The 16,238-nt window shown below is 65.9% G+C and carries 22 protein-coding genes; 10 read left to right on the top strand and 12 right to left on the bottom strand.

Annotated features, from left to right (window positions below; genetic code table 11):
- Positions 1-46: 46 nt before the first annotated feature.
- Both V5F59_RS21045 and V5F59_RS21040 read left to right on the top strand, forming a co-directional pair.
- Positions 47-526, top strand: a complete 480-nt coding sequence (locus V5F59_RS21045) for a tetratricopeptide repeat protein (RefSeq protein ID WP_393981097.1) — start codon at positions 47-49, stop codon at positions 524-526.
- Positions 527-605: 79 nt separating this feature from the next.
- Positions 606-1,001: a DUF59 domain-containing protein gene (locus V5F59_RS21040; protein ID WP_393981095.1), complete on the top strand. Its 396-nt coding sequence runs from the start codon at positions 606-608 to the stop codon at positions 999-1,001.
- Positions 1,002-1,105: 104 nt separating this feature from the next.
- On the opposite strand, the gene V5F59_RS21035 is transcribed toward V5F59_RS21040, so the two are convergent.
- Positions 1,106-1,390 (bottom strand): aldehyde dehydrogenase, encoded by a 285-nt coding sequence (locus tag V5F59_RS21035; protein WP_393981093.1) that lies wholly within the window; start codon positions 1,388-1,390, stop codon positions 1,106-1,108.
- A 78-nt stretch (positions 1,391-1,468) separates the two neighbouring features.
- Complete coding sequence (locus V5F59_RS21030; protein WP_393981091.1) at positions 1,469-2,128, bottom strand: glutathione S-transferase family protein; 660 nt, start codon at positions 2,126-2,128, stop codon at positions 1,469-1,471.
- Between the two features lie 201 nt (positions 2,129-2,329).
- On the opposite strand from V5F59_RS21030, the gene V5F59_RS21025 reads away from it, so the two are divergent.
- From V5F59_RS21025 to V5F59_RS21010, 4 genes are all read left to right on the top strand, one after another.
- On the top strand, positions 2,330-2,782 hold the full coding sequence (locus tag V5F59_RS21025; RefSeq protein ID WP_393981089.1) for a Rieske (2Fe-2S) protein: 453 nt from the start codon (positions 2,330-2,332) through the stop codon (positions 2,780-2,782).
- A 51-nt stretch (positions 2,783-2,833) separates the two neighbouring features.
- Positions 2,834-3,157 carry a DUF6156 family protein gene (locus tag V5F59_RS21020; RefSeq protein ID WP_393981087.1) on the top strand — a complete coding sequence of 108 codons (324 nt, stop codon included), beginning with the start codon at positions 2,834-2,836 and terminating at the stop codon, positions 3,155-3,157.
- 38 nt (positions 3,158-3,195) lie between these two features.
- On the top strand, positions 3,196-3,363 hold the full coding sequence (locus tag V5F59_RS21015; RefSeq protein WP_393981085.1) for a hypothetical protein: 168 nt from the start codon (positions 3,196-3,198) through the stop codon (positions 3,361-3,363).
- Positions 3,364-3,466: 103 nt separating this feature from the next.
- Entirely contained in the window at positions 3,467-3,901 is a 435-nt protein-coding gene (locus V5F59_RS21010; RefSeq protein ID WP_393981083.1) for a group II truncated hemoglobin, read from the top strand.
- Positions 3,902-3,971: 70 nt separating this feature from the next.
- Here the strand turns inward: V5F59_RS21010 and V5F59_RS21005 are convergent, their stop codons facing one another.
- Complete coding sequence (locus V5F59_RS21005) at positions 3,972-4,214, bottom strand: hypothetical protein (RefSeq protein ID WP_393981081.1); 243 nt, start codon at positions 4,212-4,214, stop codon at positions 3,972-3,974.
- A gap of 108 nt (positions 4,215-4,322) precedes the next feature.
- Positions 4,323-4,568 carry a hypothetical protein gene (locus tag V5F59_RS21000; RefSeq protein WP_393981079.1) on the bottom strand — a complete coding sequence of 82 codons (246 nt, stop codon included), beginning with the start codon at positions 4,566-4,568 and terminating at the stop codon, positions 4,323-4,325.
- 257 nt (positions 4,569-4,825) lie between these two features.
- On the opposite strand from V5F59_RS21000, the gene V5F59_RS20995 reads away from it, so the two are divergent.
- On the top strand, positions 4,826-5,311 hold the full coding sequence (locus V5F59_RS20995; protein ID WP_393981077.1) for a hypothetical protein: 486 nt from the start codon (positions 4,826-4,828) through the stop codon (positions 5,309-5,311).
- Between the two features lie 73 nt (positions 5,312-5,384).
- Here V5F59_RS20995 and V5F59_RS20990 read toward each other — a convergent pair whose 3' ends face one another.
- From V5F59_RS20990 to nifH, 8 genes are all read right to left on the bottom strand, one after another.
- The gene (locus tag V5F59_RS20990) at positions 5,385-5,708 is read right to left on the bottom strand and encodes a hypothetical protein (RefSeq protein ID WP_393981075.1); all 324 of its coding nucleotides are present in this window, start codon (positions 5,706-5,708) and stop codon (positions 5,385-5,387) included.
- Between the two features lie 201 nt (positions 5,709-5,909).
- The gene (locus V5F59_RS20985; RefSeq protein ID WP_393981073.1) at positions 5,910-6,671 is read right to left on the bottom strand and encodes a dienelactone hydrolase family protein; all 762 of its coding nucleotides are present in this window, start codon (positions 6,669-6,671) and stop codon (positions 5,910-5,912) included.
- A gap of 280 nt (positions 6,672-6,951) precedes the next feature.
- Positions 6,952-7,719 (bottom strand): 4Fe4S-binding leucine-rich repeat protein, encoded by a 768-nt coding sequence (locus V5F59_RS20980; protein ID WP_393981071.1) that lies wholly within the window; start codon positions 7,717-7,719, stop codon positions 6,952-6,954.
- A gap of 171 nt (positions 7,720-7,890) precedes the next feature.
- Complete coding sequence (locus V5F59_RS20975; protein ID WP_393981069.1) at positions 7,891-8,181, bottom strand: ferredoxin family protein; 291 nt, start codon at positions 8,179-8,181, stop codon at positions 7,891-7,893.
- A gap of 79 nt (positions 8,182-8,260) precedes the next feature.
- Complete coding sequence (locus V5F59_RS20970) at positions 8,261-9,568, bottom strand: FAD-dependent oxidoreductase (protein WP_393981067.1); 1,308 nt, start codon at positions 9,566-9,568, stop codon at positions 8,261-8,263.
- Between the two features lie 23 nt (positions 9,569-9,591).
- Positions 9,592-10,701, bottom strand: coding sequence for an electron transfer flavoprotein subunit alpha/FixB family protein (locus tag V5F59_RS20965; RefSeq protein ID WP_393981065.1), 1,110 nt, complete (start codon positions 10,699-10,701; stop codon positions 9,592-9,594).
- Positions 10,702-10,738: 37 nt separating this feature from the next.
- The gene (locus tag V5F59_RS20960; RefSeq protein WP_393981181.1) at positions 10,739-11,587 is read right to left on the bottom strand and encodes an electron transfer flavoprotein subunit beta/FixA family protein; all 849 of its coding nucleotides are present in this window, start codon (positions 11,585-11,587) and stop codon (positions 10,739-10,741) included.
- 590 nt (positions 11,588-12,177) lie between these two features.
- The gene (gene nifH, locus V5F59_RS20955; RefSeq protein ID WP_393981063.1) at positions 12,178-13,056 is read right to left on the bottom strand and encodes a nitrogenase iron protein; all 879 of its coding nucleotides are present in this window, start codon (positions 13,054-13,056) and stop codon (positions 12,178-12,180) included.
- Positions 13,057-13,634: 578 nt separating this feature from the next.
- Between nifH and V5F59_RS20950 the strand changes: the two genes are divergently transcribed.
- From V5F59_RS20950 to V5F59_RS20940, 3 genes are read left to right on the top strand one after another with little or no spacing between them, the layout of a single operon-like run.
- Positions 13,635-14,069 carry a response regulator gene (locus tag V5F59_RS20950; protein ID WP_509211138.1) on the top strand — a complete coding sequence of 145 codons (435 nt, stop codon included), beginning with the start codon at positions 13,635-13,637 and terminating at the stop codon, positions 14,067-14,069.
- Positions 14,070-14,076: 7 nt separating this feature from the next.
- A complete protein-coding gene (locus V5F59_RS20945) occupies positions 14,077-14,514 on the top strand; it encodes an ArsC/Spx/MgsR family protein (RefSeq protein ID WP_509211137.1) in 438 nt (145 codons plus the stop codon).
- 3 nt (positions 14,515-14,517) lie between these two features.
- Positions 14,518-16,182, top strand: coding sequence for a nitroreductase family protein (locus V5F59_RS20940; protein ID WP_509211136.1), 1,665 nt, complete (start codon positions 14,518-14,520; stop codon positions 16,180-16,182).
- The last annotated feature ends 56 nt before the right edge of the window (positions 16,183-16,238 follow it).

Below are 16,238 nucleotides of genomic sequence, written 5' to 3'. Positions count from 1 at the left end.
GGAGCCGACCCGGCCTTTCGCCTGCCCCACCGAAGGGCGCCGCTCCATGATCGATCTGCTACCCAACACGGATGTCATCAATTTCGGCGAAGTCTCCGACACCGTGAACGCCTTGCTGCAGCAGGGGGTGATCGCCTATCGGCGGGACCGCCAGCGGGCGGACGCGCTCTTCCGCCAGGCCCTCGCCACGGCGCCTACCGAGCTGCCGGTCTATTTCTGCCTTTACAAGATCCACACCTACCAGGGGAACCTGGACGAGGCGGAGGCTGCGGCCGAGGGTGGCTTGAGGGAGGCGGCGAGCCAGGCCGGCTGGGATCCCGACTGGCGCAAGTGGGTTCCCTACGACATTCTGCCTGACGGGGCGGGGCGGTTCGCGCTCTACACGCTGAAGGCCCTCGCCTTCATCCACCTGCGCCAGAGCCGGCCGGATGAGGCGGCGGAAAAGCTGGACGCCCTCAAGGTGCTCGATCCGACCGGGGCCGTCGGCTGGCCGGTGGTGGCGGCGCTGGCCGAGGGATTGGACTGATCGCACAGCTCCCCATTTGACGTTGGCATCCTGCTTGCTATTCGGATGTACGATAAGGGGGCAGGAGGCAGTGGGCCACATGACGCACTCCAGTGATCACGGCATTGCCGCTCCGACCACGATGATCTTCCATGGTGAAGTGCGGAGCTTCGACGAGTTTGCGGAAGATGAGGCTGTTCTCATGGACGCCATCATCGCCGCGCTCCGGACGGTGAACGATCCGGAAATTCCGGTGAATATCTACGATCTTGGCCTCATCTACCGGATTGAGGTCAAGGACGAGGGCGTGGTGGAAATGGACATGACGCTGACCGCGCCGGGCTGTCCGGTGGCCGGGCAAATGCTTGGCTGGGTGCAGCAGGCGGTGTGCGTCGTGCCCGGCGTGTCGGACGTGAAGATGAAGCTTGTCTTCGATCCGCCATGGGATAAATCGCGCATGAGCGACGAGGTGCAGCTGGAGCTTGGCCTTATCTGAACGGTCAGGCGCGGCGCATCGCCAAGAAGAACGGCCGGCCATGGGGCCGGCCGTTCTGTTTCGGCGCATCGTGCCCGAGGCGGTCGCCCGGGCCGGCGCCGCGCTCAGCCGAAGAACTGCGCAGTGAAGCGGGTCATCTTTTCCGCGCTGTCCAGGCCCGCGGTGAGCGGCCATTTGTTCTCGGCGAAGAAGGCCTTCACGGCGCGGGTCATTTCCGAGCCGCGCACGTACCAGCGTTCCACCCCGTCCGGGAAGACGATGGCGGGGCCGTCGGCGCGATGCACCTGCGCGTCCTCGATCCAGATTTTCGTGTCCGTGTAGAGGAATATCCCCGCCTTGCGGGAGAGGTCGTCCCGGTTCTCCTCGGTGACCACGAACATCTCGGCCATGCCATCGCTCCACGAGTCATCCAGGGGCACCCTGAAATCCGGGAATGGCCCTGCAAGAAGCGTGCGGAGACGGTGGGTTCAGTTGGGGCGGCTTTGCGCCACGCCCAGCAGCGCCAGATTGTAGCCTTCCTCACGCAGCACGCGCTGCACCACCGGCCGCTGCAGCATGCGACGATAGTGCGCGCCAAGGTTCGCCGGGAGCGGAATTCCGGTCTTCTCCGCCCAGAACTCCACGTAGAAGAGGATGGGGTCGGCGGCCGAGAAGGTCCCCGCCACATAGTCCCGGCCGGCAAGCTGACGATCGAGGATCGAGAAGCCCTGGTTGATGATATCCCGCCCGAGTGCATCGACCCTTGCGCGGTCCGCGGCGCTGGCGGCGAAGCTCGCCGTCGCGAAGATGCGGGCGAAGCCCTGCCCGTGAACGGTCGAGACCACATAGACCATGGTCTCCAGGGCGCGGGCTTCCTGCTCCGCCTCCGCGGGCCAGAGCCGGCCGCGGCCGAGGGTGCGGGCGAGCCAGTAGGCGATGGAGACCACCTCCGTCAGGGCGGTGCCGTCCGGCCGCACCAGCGCGGGAATGGTGGATTTGGGATTGACCGCCACATACTCCGGCTTGAAATGCTCGCCCGCCGGTAGGTTCACGATATGGGCCTCGAAGGCCTCCTCCAGCTCCTCGAGGATGATGTGGATGCCGGTCGAGCAGGAACCGGGCGTCATGTAGAGCTTCAGTGCGGGCATGGTGTCTGTCCGGCTGCGGCGCGGCAGGCCGGCGATGCGCCGGCCCTGTGCCGGCGGGAGGCGGCCGCTCGGCATGCTTCATGCAAATATCGGGGCAGTTCGGTTCGTTTCGTCGGTCACCGCCGGCGCATCCGACAGGTCTGTACCATTTGCGACAGAGCCGGCGCTTTTCGGGAGGGCCGGGCGAGGAGCTGAAGCGGGATGTCTGCCGAAGAAATCGAAGTATATGCGATCTGCGAAACTGACTTCCTCGATCCCGGCGAGGCGAAGGCGTTCGATCTTTCCCGCATCACCGAGGACGGCGGGGCGCGGCCCTTCCGCATCGTCGTGGTGCGCACGGGGGCTCGGGATTTCGTGGGCTATGTGAATGCGTGCCCGCACCAGGGGACGTGGCTCAACATCGGCGGCGGCGAGTTCTTCAACAAGGACGGAACGCGTCTGCGTTGCGGCCGGCATGGCGCCCTGTTCGACATCGAGAGCGGCTCGTGTGTGGACGGGCCCTGCGAGGGCAAGAGCCTCGAGCCCATCGCCCTCGCCGTGGTCGGCGACGACGTGTGCCTGTGCGGGGTCGCGCTGGTGGAGGAAGAGGAGCGCCCGTTTCCCTATTATGATGATCTCGACGACACCATGGAGATCATGATCTCCCCCGATTGAACGGCATGGTCTTTCGGAGCGGCAACGGCATTTTTCCATGGCAGGCGGTGCATGACGGGTGAAGCGATCTCGGATGGCGACGAAGCGGACTGCCGCTTCTTCGTGACCTACACGGGGGTCAAGATGCCGTTCCGGCTGGTGGAGGCCATTCCGGCGGAGCAGCTGAACCACCGGAACACCTTCATCCGCGCCTATTTCGATGGGGCGGGCCAGCTGACGGGCTTCGACAAGATGGTCTATGGCGAGGTGGAGCTGGCGCACCGCTACGCGTATCACGCCAACGGTGCCTTGCGACGCGCAGAGGTGTCCATGGTGGACGAGGATACCGTGGTGGTCGCCTTCGACGAGGCCGGTGCGCCGCTGGCCACCGCCTGAGCGAACGACGGGACGCCGCCCATGAGGAGAAGAGGCCGATGACGGTCGCGCAGCTGATCGAGGCGCTCGGCAGGATGCCGGCGGAGGCGGTGGTGCTGATGGAGGCCGATGGTGGTCTTTCGCTGGTCTCCGCGCTGGATTTCGTGGAGGCGCAGGGAGCCGGCGCTCCGGCGGAGGTGATCCTGCTGCCGAACATGGAAGAGTAGGCAGGCCACCGTTCAGTATTCGTCCGGATGGCTTTCCCGGCGCAAAGCGCTAACACCGCCCTCCGGAACGGCCTGTGTCCCGGATCAGCCCGCGAGGTGGAAGATGTCCGAAGTCGTCGAGACGGTAACCATGTTCGAGCGCCTGGGCGGCGCGGTCGTCATCGACCGGCTGGTGGAGGCCTTCTATGCCCGGATGGATACCCTGCCGCAGGCCGAGGGCATCCGCGTGATGCATGCGGACGACCTGACCAGCACCAAGAATGTGCTGAAGCGGTACCTGACCGAGTGGACCGGTGGGCCGAAGCTCTATTCCGTGGAGCGCGGCCATCCGCGCCTGCGCCAGCGCCACATGGGCTTTGCCATCGGCAATGGAGAGCGGGACGCCTGGCTGCTTTGCATGCGCTGGGCGCTCGACGAGACGGTGGCCGACGCGCAGGCGCGGGAGGAGGTCTTCGCCGCCATGGCGAAGCTCGCTGACTGGATGCGGAACACCGCCGGCAATCCCCACGACACGGTGGGTCACGCCGCGCGTCCCTGAGGGCCGCGGCTCGGCCGCCGGGCGCGGAGGAGCCGTCTCGGGAGATATATGGGGAGCTACCTGCGTTCGGCTAGAACAGGGGCACGCCGAAGAAATCCTCGTCCGATCCGCCCCAGGCCTGGTGCAGGGCAAGGGCGCTGCGCCACTTGGCCATTTCCTCGTCGGAGGCGTTGCGGTGGCTGATCTTGCCCTCCGGCTTCTCGGCCAGCAGATAATCCTTCGCGTTGCGCAGGAAGCGGTTGAGGGCCTTCGTGTCGTTGGGGCGCACGACGCAGCGGGGGGCCTCGTCGATGAGAATCGTCGTCGGGAGCATCGCCGATCTCCTATGTAGGTGCCGTGTGTCTTTGAGTATGCGCGAGCCGGGCTGCCGGGTGGCAGCCGCGGCCGCGGAATGCGGGCCGGTCGATGCCCGCCATCCCCATCAGAAGCCGTCTTCCTTGGAGCCCCAGGGATGGGAGCCCGGCACGAAGCCCGCCTTGATGCCGGCCTTCGCGATGTCGTCCATGGTCTTGTAGAACGTGCCCTCGTGGACCAGGGTGCCGGTCTTGGTGGTCACAGCCACGTATTTCGCGACCCGGTCCGTCTCGCACAGGTAGCCGCCGCCGGGATCCGAAACGCTCCGTGCGTTTCCATCCCAGTCGATGAAGAACCCTTGTGTATCCGACATCACTTGCTCCAGCAGGTTTGGCGGAAGGCGCCGCGGCCCCCCGCTCACTGCAGACGAGCAAGGTTCTTGCCAGACGCGGCCGGGCGACCGTCCCTGTTCGTCTGGCGACAGTGTCGGTCCCGCGACAGGCGTAGCAGGTCGTTCGTATGCTTCGCGACATTCAAGTGAAGTCGCGAAAAGCGAGTACGAATATTGAAAATTCTGGACGATCATTTAGAGTGCGCAAGATATTTTTTTCATTCAATGGAGTTGATGTTATGTCTGAATTGACCCGTCGCATGGCATCGCTGGACGATGTGCAGGGCATCTGGGGCCTCATCCGCCAGGTGTCCGCGGAAATCCCCTTCAAGATGGATGACGAGCGCGAGCAGGAGGGCATTCTCTCCGAGCTCATGGCCTGCTGCACCTCCGGCCTGTCCCCTTTGCTGGTGGACAATGAGAAGGGCATCGTCGGCGCGCTGCTGGCGCGTCGTGACGATTTCGAATGGTGCTTTCGCAACGGCGAGACGATCCACGTCGCCTATGCCGCCGTCTCGCCCGAGGCGAAGGAGGAAAAGGTTCTGCCGGCGCTGCTTGGCGAACTGCAGGACAGAAAGGTTCCTCTCCTCGCCAGCGTGAAGAGCGGGGAGCAACTGGGGTTCGCGACAGCCCTCGGCGAACTCGGCTTCACCCATGAGGTGAAGGCGGCCAGCGGGTGGGGCGATCTCTATCAATGGATGCCGCCCGCGTCCGTCCACAATTGAGCGCGAAGCGCCTGCAGTGAGGCGCGGGCGGGATCGAAGCGCGGTTCCGCCCTCCGCCCGTCCCGCTGCCGATTCAGTCGGTCTCGTCGTCTCGTGCCTGAATCTGGGCAAAGGTGGCGTCGACAATGGCGCGGCAGGCCAGCAGCCTGTCGAGTTCCGCCTTCGAGAGGGTCACCGCATCGTCCTGCAGCTCCCCGCTGGCGGGCGGCCGGCCAGCGAGGGCGGCCTCGAAAATGGCCTTTTCAAGCTGGAAGATCCGTTCGCTCGCCCGTTCGAGATAAGGCAGCGGATTGGCGCGGACATTCTGTTCGTGCAGGGCATCCAGGCTCAGCAGCTTGCGGAACCTGCGCTCCTTCTTCCGCGTGCCCGCGCCGAAGTCATGCTCGATCACGCTCATGGCGTTCTCCCGCTGAACCGGATCCGATGAAGTATTTATCAGATTGAACCAGTCGGGGGCATCAATCCAGCTACAAATCCGTAGCGCTCGCCCCCGGGCCAAGGGAGCCGGGAGCGGCGAGACTTGCGGTAAAGACCAGATGTCCGGCAATGAAGGCGGCCGGCCCGCGGGCCAAGGGCCCATGCGCGCCGGCCAGCTGTGTCAGTCGACGGGCGGGCCCATGTCGTCGGCCTCGGGCTTCTTCTTGCCCTTCTTCTCGGTCTTGGCCTGGGCATAGGCGCCAGCGTTCTTCATCTGAACCGGGCCCTGCCCCACCACATATTGGGACAGCCAGTAAAGCGTGCGCTCCTTGGCCTTCTCGGCGGCTTCCGCATTGTAGGTCGGGGCGGCGGAATAGACGAAGCCGCGGGTCGCGCCCGGATACAAGAAGGCGGAGACATCCGGCCGCCAGGCCCGGAACTGGATGATCTCCTCCTCCGGAATGGCAGGGTCCTGCTCGGCGAAGTGGATCAGGGTGGGGACCCGTCGCTTCTCGCGGACACCCTCCAGGAGACCATCGGCGTGGTAGCCGATGGCGCAGGCGAGACCTTGCACCTTGTTGGCCGCCATATAGGCCAGGTAGCCGCCCCAGGCGTAGCCGACGAGCGCCACCTTGCCGGCGTCCTTCACCGTGTCCACCGTGGCCTGGATGGCTTCCAGCGGCCACTCGCGCCCGAGCTCGGTGGTGATGCCGCGCCCTTCCTCGGCGGCGGATGTATCGAGCTCGATATTGGACTTCACCTTGTCGAACAGGGCGGGGGCCACGGCCACATAGCCCGCGGCGGCAAAGTCGTCCGCGATCTTGCGAATGTCCGCGGTCACGCCGAACACATCCTGGAGAACCACCACGGCACCCTTGGGCGGGCCTTCCGGATCCGCTCTGTAAGCGGAAAACTTCACGTTGTTTGCTGTGACTTCGATCATGGCATCCTCGATTCTCGAGCGCTGGATCAAGGGGGCAGGGGCGCTCGCTCTGCCATTCATCAACAGCTTTACCATGCACGATGGATGCCATTTATTTCGGCGCTTGAAGTTATTTTCAGAGAAATGATGCGGTGCAAAATAAAAATTGGAAGATATGAGATAATATTTGCGAATGATTTTCAGCTCGCGGGCAGGAACTCGCGGCGGCGGTCAAAAGAAAACCGGCGGAACGCATGGGGAGCGTCCCGCCGGCTCGGTGATCGATGAAGTCGAAGCGCTATCAGGCCAGGGAGAGGCGTTGGCGCGCCACCTCGGCGATGGGGGCAACCTCGTCATTGGCCAGGGGGGCGAGGAATTTCGGGTCGATCCGCTCCGCCACCGCGAAGCGCACGCGCATGTCGTCATCCTGGGCGAGGATCTTCAGGTCTTCCGGTGTCAGGTGTCCCGCCACCTCGAGGCGCACGAGCGGGTCGGCATCGGCAGCCATGCGGGACAGATGCTGCTGCGGCAGCCTGCGCGCCACGGCCCGGCGGACGTCCGGCTCCGGATCGTGCATCAGGAGCACGAGAGAATCGGGCGGGGCGCGCCGCGTGGCAGCGACGCGCACATTGTAGTCCGTGTCGGAGAAGAACGGGACGATCTCGGCCCCGTCCAGCCGATCCATCACCGCGATCCGCACCCGCGGCTCCGGATCGAAGCGCAGGTCTTTCACACGGGCGAGGGGGAGGCGGTAGGCGACGGTCACCCGCACATCGGCTTCCGGATCGTCCTTGAGCGGGGCGAGGAGGAAGATGCTGGCGTGCTTGGCGGCGAGGGCGCGCACCTCGAAATAGGGATGGCACAGATAGCGCGCGGCGAGCGCAGCATTGTTGGAAAAGAAGCGGTCGATGCGCTTTCGGCGCCGGTCGGCCACGCACACCTTTCCGAGGTCGCAACGCCCCTCGGCGTGCATATCCTCGTGCGGGCAGTCCTGGCAGCGCAGGGGCCGTCCCTGCCAGTCCAAGGCTTCGATCGGTGCTTCAGGCTCTGCAACCATGCGTGCGGACATAAGCACACCTCCCGCGTCCAATGTAGGAGCGAAGGCGCGACCATTCCAGTCGTCCGGCGCGACGAGCTTATTTGCACTGCGCCATCTGTTGTGGCGCCGCAGCGTGCCGCCAAAAGGCTGTCCGCCCCGCTTCGGATTCAAAGCGGGGCGGTAATCCAGGAGGCTTCTTGCTCAACCGAACTTGAAAAGCACGCCGTACCCGCCGCGCGGATAGTTCCACTCGATGTCGCCGGAGGGCTCGCCGATGATCCGGCAGGTGCCGCATTCCACGCAGCCATCGGCGGTGATCTCCACCTGGCCCTTGTCGTTCAGCTCGTAGCAGCGGGCCGGGCAGGCGGTGAGGAGGGTCTTGAGGGCCGGGGAGGGGGTGGTGTGCGGGCGCACCTTGATGTGAGCGCGACCAGCATCCACCAGGTAACGGTTCTGGAAGAGCTTGTCCTCGACGCGAACGGCTTCGGCCATGGGGTGACTCCCGTAAGGTTGGCGGCGGCGGACCTCGATCCGCCGCGATTTGCGAACGCTGTGCCTGACGAAAGGGCCGTCAGCGCCAGGCGCGGGCGAGTTTGAAGGCGTCGCCGAACAGGCCCGCCCACGACCGCGCGGAGGTGAAGGACCTCACCGTCATCTTCTCCTTGTCCTTCTTCGGCGTGCCGTCGACGCGCACGAAGTTCTCCATGGCCTTGTTGACCAGCTGGGGATAGGTGAGGAAGAAGTTCTGCGACTGGACGTGCAGAAGCTGCGGCATGTCCTTGTACTTCTTCAGATCCTTCATGACGAAGCTTTCCTCCAGCATCTTCTTGTAGAGCGAGAGGTTGGCCGAGGTCATGGGGTCCTTGCGGGACTTCACCTGGAAGATGGCTTCCGCGGCGATGCGTCCCGACGTCATGGCGAGGTTGGAGCCCTCGCGATGAATGGCATTGTTGAGCTGGGCAGCGTCGCCCACCACCACCCACCCGTCGCCGAACAGCTGGGGGATCGCCTTGTATCCGCCCTCGGGAATGAGGTGCGCGGCATATTCCTTCACCTCGGAGCCCTCGATGAGGGGGGCGACGGAGGGGTGCTTCTTGAACCGCTCGAGCAACTGGTAGGGGCTCTCGCCGGTCTTCTGGAAGTCGGAGACCAGGCAGCCGATGCCGAGCGAGATGCACTCCCGGTTGGTGTAGATGAAGCCCATGCCGGTCATCCCCTCGGAGATGGTGCCGGCGGCCTCGATCACCGCGCCCTCGTTGCCCTTGATGTTGAAGCGCTGCTCGATCACCTCCTGCGGCATGAAGTGCATTTCCTTCACCGCGAGGGCGACCTCGGTGGGCTTGGGAATCTTGCGCAGGCCGGCGCGGGTGCCGAGAAGACCGCTGACGCCTTCCGCCAGCACGACAACGTCCGCATGGATCTGGCCGCCGCCGCGATCGGTCTTCACGCCGATCACCTTGCCGTAGGCGTCCTGCACCAGCTCCGTCACCGTGGTCTCGCAGACGGTGAGGGCCCCGGCCTCCTGCACCTTCTTGTTGAACCACTTGTCGAACTGGGCGCGGATGATGGTGTAGCGGTTCGGCTTCTCTTCGTTGAAGTCGTCGGACCGGTAGTGCAGGCCGGTGTGGGAGTGCTCGCCCATCATCCAGAAGCGCTGCTCGATCAGGTGGCGTTCAAGCGGAGCGTCTTCCCGGAAGTCGGGAATGATCTTCTCCATCATATCGGCATAGAGAATGGCGCCCTGCACGTTCTTCGAGCCGGAATACTCGCCGCGCTCCAGCTGAAGCACCTTCAGGCCGCGCGTCGCAAGGGTGTAGGCCGCCGCATTGCCGGCCATGCCGGCGCCGACGACAATCGCATCGAACTTTTCGTCGATCATCGGAGCTCTCCTCGTCTCTGGCTTCAGCTGGCAAGCTTGTCGCGGGAATGGGCGGACAGGCGCTTGTCGAAGGCTTCCGTCAGCAGCGGCAGGAAGCGGATGGCGTCGGTCACGATGCCCACATGGGCAAAGTCGAAGATGGGGGCGTTCTTGTCGGTGTTGATGGCGACGATCATGTCCGCGCCCTCCACGCCCACGCGATGCTGGATGGCGCCGGAAATGCCCGCGGCGATATACAGTTTCGGCCGGATGGTTTTGCCGGTCTGGCCGATCTGCCGGTCGGAGCTCACCCAGCCCTTCTGCACCAGCGGCCGCGAGCAACCGAACTCGGCGCCCATGGCCTTGGCGAGATTCTTCACCAGCTGGAAGTTTTCCGGCGATCCGAGGCCGATGCCGCCCGCCACGACCACGTCGGCGTAGGCGAGGTTGGCCTTGTTGGAATCGCGGTCCGGGATGAAGTTCAGGATCTTGGTGACGATGTCCGCCTCCACGACGCCGAGCTTGTGCTCCACCACGCGGCCGATGGGCTTCTCCACCCGCAGCGGCATGGACATCACGCGCGGACGGACGGTGGCCATCTGGGGGCGGTAGTTCAGCGTGTAGATGGTGCAGAGCAGGGAGCCGCCGAAGGTGGGCCGGGTGGCGGCGAGCGAGCCGTCCGCGTCCACGTCCAGCTCGGTGGAATCCGCGGTGAGGCCGGTGAGCAGGGTCGTGGCCACGGAGCCGGCGAGGTCGCGGCCGAGGGTGGTCGCCCCCAGCAGCAGGATCTCCGGCTTGTAGGTGTTCACCAGATCCGTCATCGCCGAGGTATAGGACTCGTTGCGATAGTCGGTCAGCACCGGGTCGGCCACCACATAGGCGAGGTCGGCGCCGTAGCAGAAGGCTTCCGCCACCGCGTCACGCACCGTCTCCCCCTCGGCGCCGAGCACCACGGCGGCGAGCTCCACCTTCAGCTTGTCGGCGAGCTTGCGCCCTTCGCCCATCAGCTCCCAGGAGACCGGATGGACCTGGCCGCGCTCCTGCTCGATGAACACCCAGACGTGCTTGTACGCCTTGAAGTGTTCAGGCAGCTCCTTCTTGGTGGACGCGCGTCCACCGGCGGCGGGTGCTGGGGGTGTCTTCGGCTCGCTCATGATGGTCGGCTCTCTGTTCCTGGGTTCCGCGGGGCCGTCAGAAGCCGCGCGCGAGCGCGGTCAGGTCGGCTTCGAGGGCGGGCTGGCGGGTGAACACCTCGGCGATCAGCGCCTCGGCGAGGTTTCCGCCCTCGGGGGCCTCGACGAACTTGGCCTTCTCGGCCCTGGCGCTCGGCGCGAACACGCGCTTCACGATGGTGGGCGAGCCCTTGAGGCCGCACTTGCTGAGGTCTTCCACGCCGGCGTCCTTGGCGCTCCACTTCACCACCTCGACGCGGGCGGCGCGCAGGGCATCCATCATGGTGCCGCGGCGGATCTCGTTGGTGCCCTCAAGCATGGCGATGAGGCACGGCAGCTGGGTCTTCAGCACCTGGGTCCCGCCTTCGGCGCGGCGCTCCAGGGTGATGCTGCGGCCTTCCTGATCAAACTCGGCGATCTTCGCCACATAGGTGATCTGCAGCAGGCCGAGGCGCTTGGCGATGCCGGGGCCGACCTGGGCGGTGTCGCCGTCGATGGTCTGCTTGCCGGTGAAGACAATGTCCGGCTGGCCCCAGGTGTCGGCGACCTTCTTGATGGCGGTGGCCAGAGCAAAGGACGTGGCGAGCGTGTCGGAACCGGCAAAGAAGCGGTCGGTCAGCAGCACCGCACGATCGGCGCCGAAGGTGAGCGCCTTGCGCAGGCTGTCCTCGGCGGAGGGCGGCCCCATGCACAGCACGGTGACTTCGCCGCCGAACTTGTCGCGCAGGCGCATCGCCTCTTCGAGGGCGAACAGGTCATAGGGATTGATGATCGTCGGCACGCCCTGCCGCATGATCGTGTTCGTGACGGGATGGACGCGGATCTGCGCCGAATCCGGGACCTGTTTGATGCAGACGACGATATGCATGAATTCGCTCCGAGCCATTCAACGGGGCTCCTGCGAACTTGACTAGCAAAGCGCGTACCAAGCCGGGCGCGGGGCTGAAAGATATTTGAAATCAGTCGATTGCAAATTTTTGTCGGATCTGCGCCAAGGGGGCTGGCGGGGGCTCGCGGCGGGCCAGCCGCGTTCTTGTCAGGAAGGCGACAGGTCGAGGGCTGCGATTGCGTCGCATCTGCGCGAATGTCGGTTATGGCCAAGACGTGGCCATGTGTTTGTCGCTGAGGCGCGCCTTCCGACAAGAAGAACGTCGCAAGCGCGACGTCGCCCGTCCATGGATATGAAGAGAAGCCAAGGCCGGCGGAAGGTCGGCGCGATCCGGATCGGGGAGAATGTCGAAAGGGGTGCCGCGGCAGCGGGGGCCTCTCAGCAATGGTCCCCCGCCTTGCGGCGAGGGACCGTGACGCTTGAGAAGTCTCGACGGTACGTCGATTGAAAAGGCGTATCGAAAAGGTCACGCCGCAGCCGTCTGAAATATGCGCGGAAGATCCGCGTGGCCGGGCGTCTTGGGCCGGCGGGCCGGGGTGCGGCCCGCCGGGATTGCGTCAGTCTGAGGCTCAGGCGGTGAGCTCGGAGGCGGTCTTGCCGACCTGGCTCTCGTCGACGGCCTTCATGATGCCGTGCTCCATGAGCATGTCTTCGAGCTCGTCCATGGTGATCGGGGTCGGGATGATGCCGTTGCCCGCGTTGTTGTGAACCTTGTTGGCAAGGTTCCGGTAGTGCTGGGCCTGCCCGGAATCCGGGGCATACTCGACCACCGTCATGCGGCGCAACTCGGCGTGCTGCACGATGTTGTCGCGCGGCACGAAGTAGATCAGCTGCGTGCCGAGCTTGGCCGCCAGGGCCTCCGCCAGCTCGAGCTCCTTGTCGGTCTGGCGCTCGTTGCACACCAGCCCACCCAGGCGCACGCCGCCGGAGTTCGCATACTTCAGGATGCCCTTGGAGATGTTGTTGGCCGCATACATGGCCATCATCTCGCCCGACATGACGATGTAGATCTCCTGGGCCTTGTTCTCGCGGATCGGCATGGCGAAGCCGCCGCACACCACGTCGCCCAGAACGTCGTAGGACACGTAGTCGATGTCCTCGTACGCGCCGTTCTCCTCAAGGAAGTTGATCGAGGTGATCACGCCGCGGCCGGCGCAGCCCACGCCCGGCTCCGGACCGCCGGACTCCACGCAGCGGATGTCCTCGAAGCCCACCTTCATCACGTCCTCGAGCTCCAGGTCCTCAACCGAGCCGGCGTTCGCGGCCAGCGAGAGGATGGTGTCCTGGGCCTTCGCGTGCAGGATCAGGCGAGTCGAATCCGCCTTCGGGTCGCAGCCCACGATGAGGATCTTGTGGCCCATCTGCGCAAGCGCAGCCAGGGTGTTCTGGGACGTGGTGGACTTGCCAATGCCACCCTTGCCGTAAAACGCGATCTGTCGCAGCGACATCTTGCTCTCCTTCGAACCTATTCAGAAGACCACCGCGCGATTGGCGCGAGGCCGTTTCTCTCGTCAGCAATATCGGTCGGAAACGCCCCGCGGGTTACGGGAAGGAGCGCATCGCTGGCAGATCGGCCTAGGCGTGCACTCAGCCCTCACTCGCTGTTGCGCAGCAGGAGGAGCAACCAGCGTGCCATTCGCCCCGATGACCCGCAAATCTTTGATTTGCATCAAAATCCGGGCGGCTGGGCGGGGTGAGGCCTGGCTGTGTCGAACATGACAGCCGGCCTTTGCTGTGTCGGAATCGAAACAACGCGGGCGCATGCAGGCGGACGCGTGTCTGAAAACCGTCGCGCGCATGCGGACGGGCGCCGGCGTCCGGATGCGTTCGCGCGTGCGCGGGCGTTGAAACACAGGGTGAACAATGCCGCGCGGCGGGACCAGAATGGCGGTCGGATGCCGCAGGAACGGAACTTGCTTGACGCGTTCTTTGCGCGCCCGGCCCGCATGGTCCCATGCGGGCGAGCGAACGGGCGGGCGAGCGAACGGGTGAACGCCCCGCGAGGGGAAGACGAGCGAGGGTTAAGATGCAGATCGGCGTTGAGACTTCCAAGGCGGTGGACCAGCGGCGCGTCTTCGTGGTGGATGAGGATGAGATCACGCGCGCGGCGCTCCAGTTCATGCTGCACGACGAGATCGAGACCCACGAGCTCGCCACCCCCGAGGAGGCCTACGAGAAGGGAACCGGCTGGCTGATGCCGCACGTGATCCTGCTTGGCGTGTCCCTGCTCAAGACCCATGGCGACGGGCTGATCGCCGAGATGAAGGAGAAGTTCCCGAACGTGCGCATCCTCATCGTCACCGGCAAGGAGGACGAGGCGGTGGCGGTGAGCGGGATGAAGGCCGGCGCCCACGGCGCGGTGGTCAAGCCCCTGACCCTTGAGGGCGTGCGCAAGAAGGTGGATACCGTGCTCGGCCGCGGCGGCGCCGCGCCGCTCGTGCAGCTCTCGGTCCTGAAGTAATCCGGCCGTGGCGACCGTCACTTTCTACGAGAAGCCCGGCTGCGGCACCAACGCCCGGCAGAAGCTCGCCCTCGCCAATGCCGGCCATGCGCTGGTGGTGAAGAGCCTGCTCGCCGAGCCCTGGACGGCCGAGCGGCTCATGGGCTTCTTCGGCGACACGCCGGTGGCGACCTGGTTCAACCCCGCCGCGCCGAGGGTGAAGTCCGGCGCGGTGGATCCCGCCTCCGTCGACGCCAAGGACGCGATCGCCATGATGCTCGCCGAGCCGCTGCTCATCCGCCGCCCGCTGGTGGAGGTGGAGGGCGCGCGCTGCGCGGGCTTCGATCGGGAGCCGGTGCTCTCCCTGCTCGGGCCGGCCGCGCCCGGCGCGCGGCCGCTCGAGGGCTGCTCGCATCCCAACGAGCCGAATCCCTGCCCGGCGCCTGCCGAACGGAAGGCGTCCTGAACCATGAACGCGCCGCTGCCCCCCGCGCGTTCCGCCGATGTGGCGCTCGCCTATCATGCCCGGACGAAACACAGCCTGAAGGCCTATGCCGCCGGACCGGAGACCCTGGATTGGGACCTGCAGCCCAATCCCTTCCGCACGTTCGAAGGTGCGCCGCGCCTGTCGCTGCCGCTGGCGGCGGAGCAATTGGGCGTCAGCTATCGCGACATGGTCACGCCCGGTTCCGTGTCGCCGGCGGCGCTGGACCTCGCGGGCGTGGCGCTGCTGCTGGAGCTGTCCTTCGGGTTGGCGGCCTGGAAGCAGTTCGGGCCCGACCGCTGGGCGCTGCGCTGCAATCCCTCCAGCGGCAATCTTCACCCCACCGAGGCTTATGTGGTGGCGCAGGGCGTCGCGGGTCTGCCGGATGGCGTCCACCATTATGTGAGCCGCGACCACGTGCTGGAGCAGCGCCGCTCGCCGCCGCCCCGGGCCTCGGTCGCGGTGGCCGGGGCGTCGGGCTTTGCCTATGAGCAGCAGTTCGGCCCTGCCGCGGAGGGGCCCGCCGGCGTGTGGCTGGCCCTCACCTCGATCCATTGGCGCGAGGCATGGAAATATGGCGAGCGGGCCTTCCGCTATTGCCAGCTGGACCTCGGCCATGCGCTGGCCGCCGTACGCTATGCTGCCGCCTGCCTCGGCTGGACGGCGCGCATGGTGGAGGGCGTCGGCAGCGCCGAGATCGCCCGGCTGACCGGAGCGGACCGCGCGTCCGATTTCGCCGGGGCGGAACGTGAGGATCCCGACATCCTCATCGCCATCGCCCAGTCCCCGCTGGCGCCGCCGGCGACGCCGGAGGCCGCGCGCTGGGCCGGCCGCGCCAATGTGCTCGACCGCCATCCCCTTTACCGCTGGCCGGTGATCGACCAGGTGAGCGCCGCGACCCATGGCGGTGAGGCGGTGGAGGCGGATGCGCCGGAGGTCGCGCCGGACCTGCCCGCGCGGGATGTGGCGGGGGAAGCACCGGCCTCCGCGGTCATCCTCGGCCGGCGCAGCGCCCAGCGTTTCCTGGCGAAAGACGGGACGATGCCGAAGACGGTGTTCTTCGGCCTCCTCGACGCCCTTCTGGCGCGACCCGCCGCGCCCTTCGACGCCTGGACCTATGCGCCGCGGGTGCATCCGCTGCTGTTCGTGCACCGGGTGGAGGGGCTCGTCCCCGGGCTCTATGCCCTGCCGCGCCGCTCCGGCGTGGTGGAGCCCCTGCGTGCGGCCCTGCGCAGCGATTTCCAGTGGACGACGCCGGAGGGGTGCCCGGAGCATCTGCCGCTCTACACGCTGGTGGAGACCGACTGCCGCGCTATCGCCCGCACCGTGAGCTGCCATCAGGCCATCGCCAGCGATTCGAGCTTTGCACTGACGCTGCTGAGCGAGTTCGAGGACACCGTCGCGCATGATGCCTGGCGCTATCGCCAGCTGCATTGGGAGGCGGGGCTTCTCGGGCAGGTCCTGTATCTGGAGGCGGAGGCCGCGGGATTCCGCGGCACCGGCATCGGCTGCTATTTCGACGACGATCTGCACCGGCTGCTGGGCCTCGAAAGCCTGAGATTCCAGTCGCTCTATAATTTCACGGTGGGGCGGCCGGCCGGCGACACGCGCATCAGCACCGAGCCGGCCTATCCCGGCCGCACGGCCTGACCGCTCCCGGTTCGTATCGGTTCATTATTGGCGCGGGCAGTTCTTTCGCCCGGGAT

The organism is Xanthobacter nonsaccharivorans, assembly GCF_043194755.2.
GTDB lineage: Bacteria > Pseudomonadota > Alphaproteobacteria > Rhizobiales > Xanthobacteraceae > Xanthobacter > Xanthobacter autotrophicus_G.
This window is presented reverse-complemented; position numbering and strand designations above follow the sequence as displayed.

Bases quoted from the DNA above. Each gene is read 5' to 3' on its own strand.
- V5F59_RS21045 (WP_393981097.1), top strand. From the start codon at position 47: ATGATCGATCTGCTACCCAACACGGATGTCATCAATTTCGGCGAAGTC.
- V5F59_RS21040 (WP_393981095.1), top strand. From the start codon at position 606: ATGACGCACTCCAGTGATCACGGCATTGCCGCTCCGACCACGATGATC.
- V5F59_RS21035 (WP_393981093.1), bottom strand. From the start codon at position 1,390: ATGGCCGAGATGTTCGTGGTCACCGAGGAGAACCGGGACGACCTCTCC.
- V5F59_RS21030 (WP_393981091.1), bottom strand. From the start codon at position 2,128: ATGCCCGCACTGAAGCTCTACATGACGCCCGGTTCCTGCTCGACCGGC.
- V5F59_RS21025 (WP_393981089.1), top strand. From the start codon at position 2,330: ATGTCTGCCGAAGAAATCGAAGTATATGCGATCTGCGAAACTGACTTC.
- V5F59_RS21020 (WP_393981087.1), top strand. From the start codon at position 2,834: ATGACGGGTGAAGCGATCTCGGATGGCGACGAAGCGGACTGCCGCTTC.
- V5F59_RS21015 (WP_393981085.1), top strand. From the start codon at position 3,196: ATGACGGTCGCGCAGCTGATCGAGGCGCTCGGCAGGATGCCGGCGGAG.
- V5F59_RS21010 (WP_393981083.1), top strand. From the start codon at position 3,467: ATGTCCGAAGTCGTCGAGACGGTAACCATGTTCGAGCGCCTGGGCGGC.
- V5F59_RS21005 (WP_393981081.1), bottom strand. From the start codon at position 4,214: ATGCTCCCGACGACGATTCTCATCGACGAGGCCCCCCGCTGCGTCGTG.
- V5F59_RS21000 (WP_393981079.1), bottom strand. From the start codon at position 4,568: ATGTCGGATACACAAGGGTTCTTCATCGACTGGGATGGAAACGCACGG.
- V5F59_RS20995 (WP_393981077.1), top strand. From the start codon at position 4,826: ATGTCTGAATTGACCCGTCGCATGGCATCGCTGGACGATGTGCAGGGC.
- V5F59_RS20990 (WP_393981075.1), bottom strand. From the start codon at position 5,708: ATGAGCGTGATCGAGCATGACTTCGGCGCGGGCACGCGGAAGAAGGAG.
- V5F59_RS20985 (WP_393981073.1), bottom strand. From the start codon at position 6,671: ATGATCGAAGTCACAGCAAACAACGTGAAGTTTTCCGCTTACAGAGCG.
- V5F59_RS20980 (WP_393981071.1), bottom strand. From the start codon at position 7,719: ATGTCCGCACGCATGGTTGCAGAGCCTGAAGCACCGATCGAAGCCTTG.
- V5F59_RS20975 (WP_393981069.1), bottom strand. From the start codon at position 8,181: ATGGCCGAAGCCGTTCGCGTCGAGGACAAGCTCTTCCAGAACCGTTAC.
- V5F59_RS20970 (WP_393981067.1), bottom strand. From the start codon at position 9,568: ATGATCGACGAAAAGTTCGATGCGATTGTCGTCGGCGCCGGCATGGCC.
- V5F59_RS20965 (WP_393981065.1), bottom strand. From the start codon at position 10,701: ATGAGCGAGCCGAAGACACCCCCAGCACCCGCCGCCGGTGGACGCGCG.
- V5F59_RS20960 (WP_393981181.1), bottom strand. From the start codon at position 11,587: ATGCATATCGTCGTCTGCATCAAACAGGTCCCGGATTCGGCGCAGATC.
- nifH (WP_393981063.1), bottom strand. From the start codon at position 13,056: ATGTCGCTGCGACAGATCGCGTTTTACGGCAAGGGTGGCATTGGCAAG.
- V5F59_RS20950 (WP_509211138.1), top strand. From the start codon at position 13,635: ATGCAGATCGGCGTTGAGACTTCCAAGGCGGTGGACCAGCGGCGCGTC.
- V5F59_RS20940 (WP_509211136.1), top strand. From the start codon at position 14,518: ATGAACGCGCCGCTGCCCCCCGCGCGTTCCGCCGATGTGGCGCTCGCC.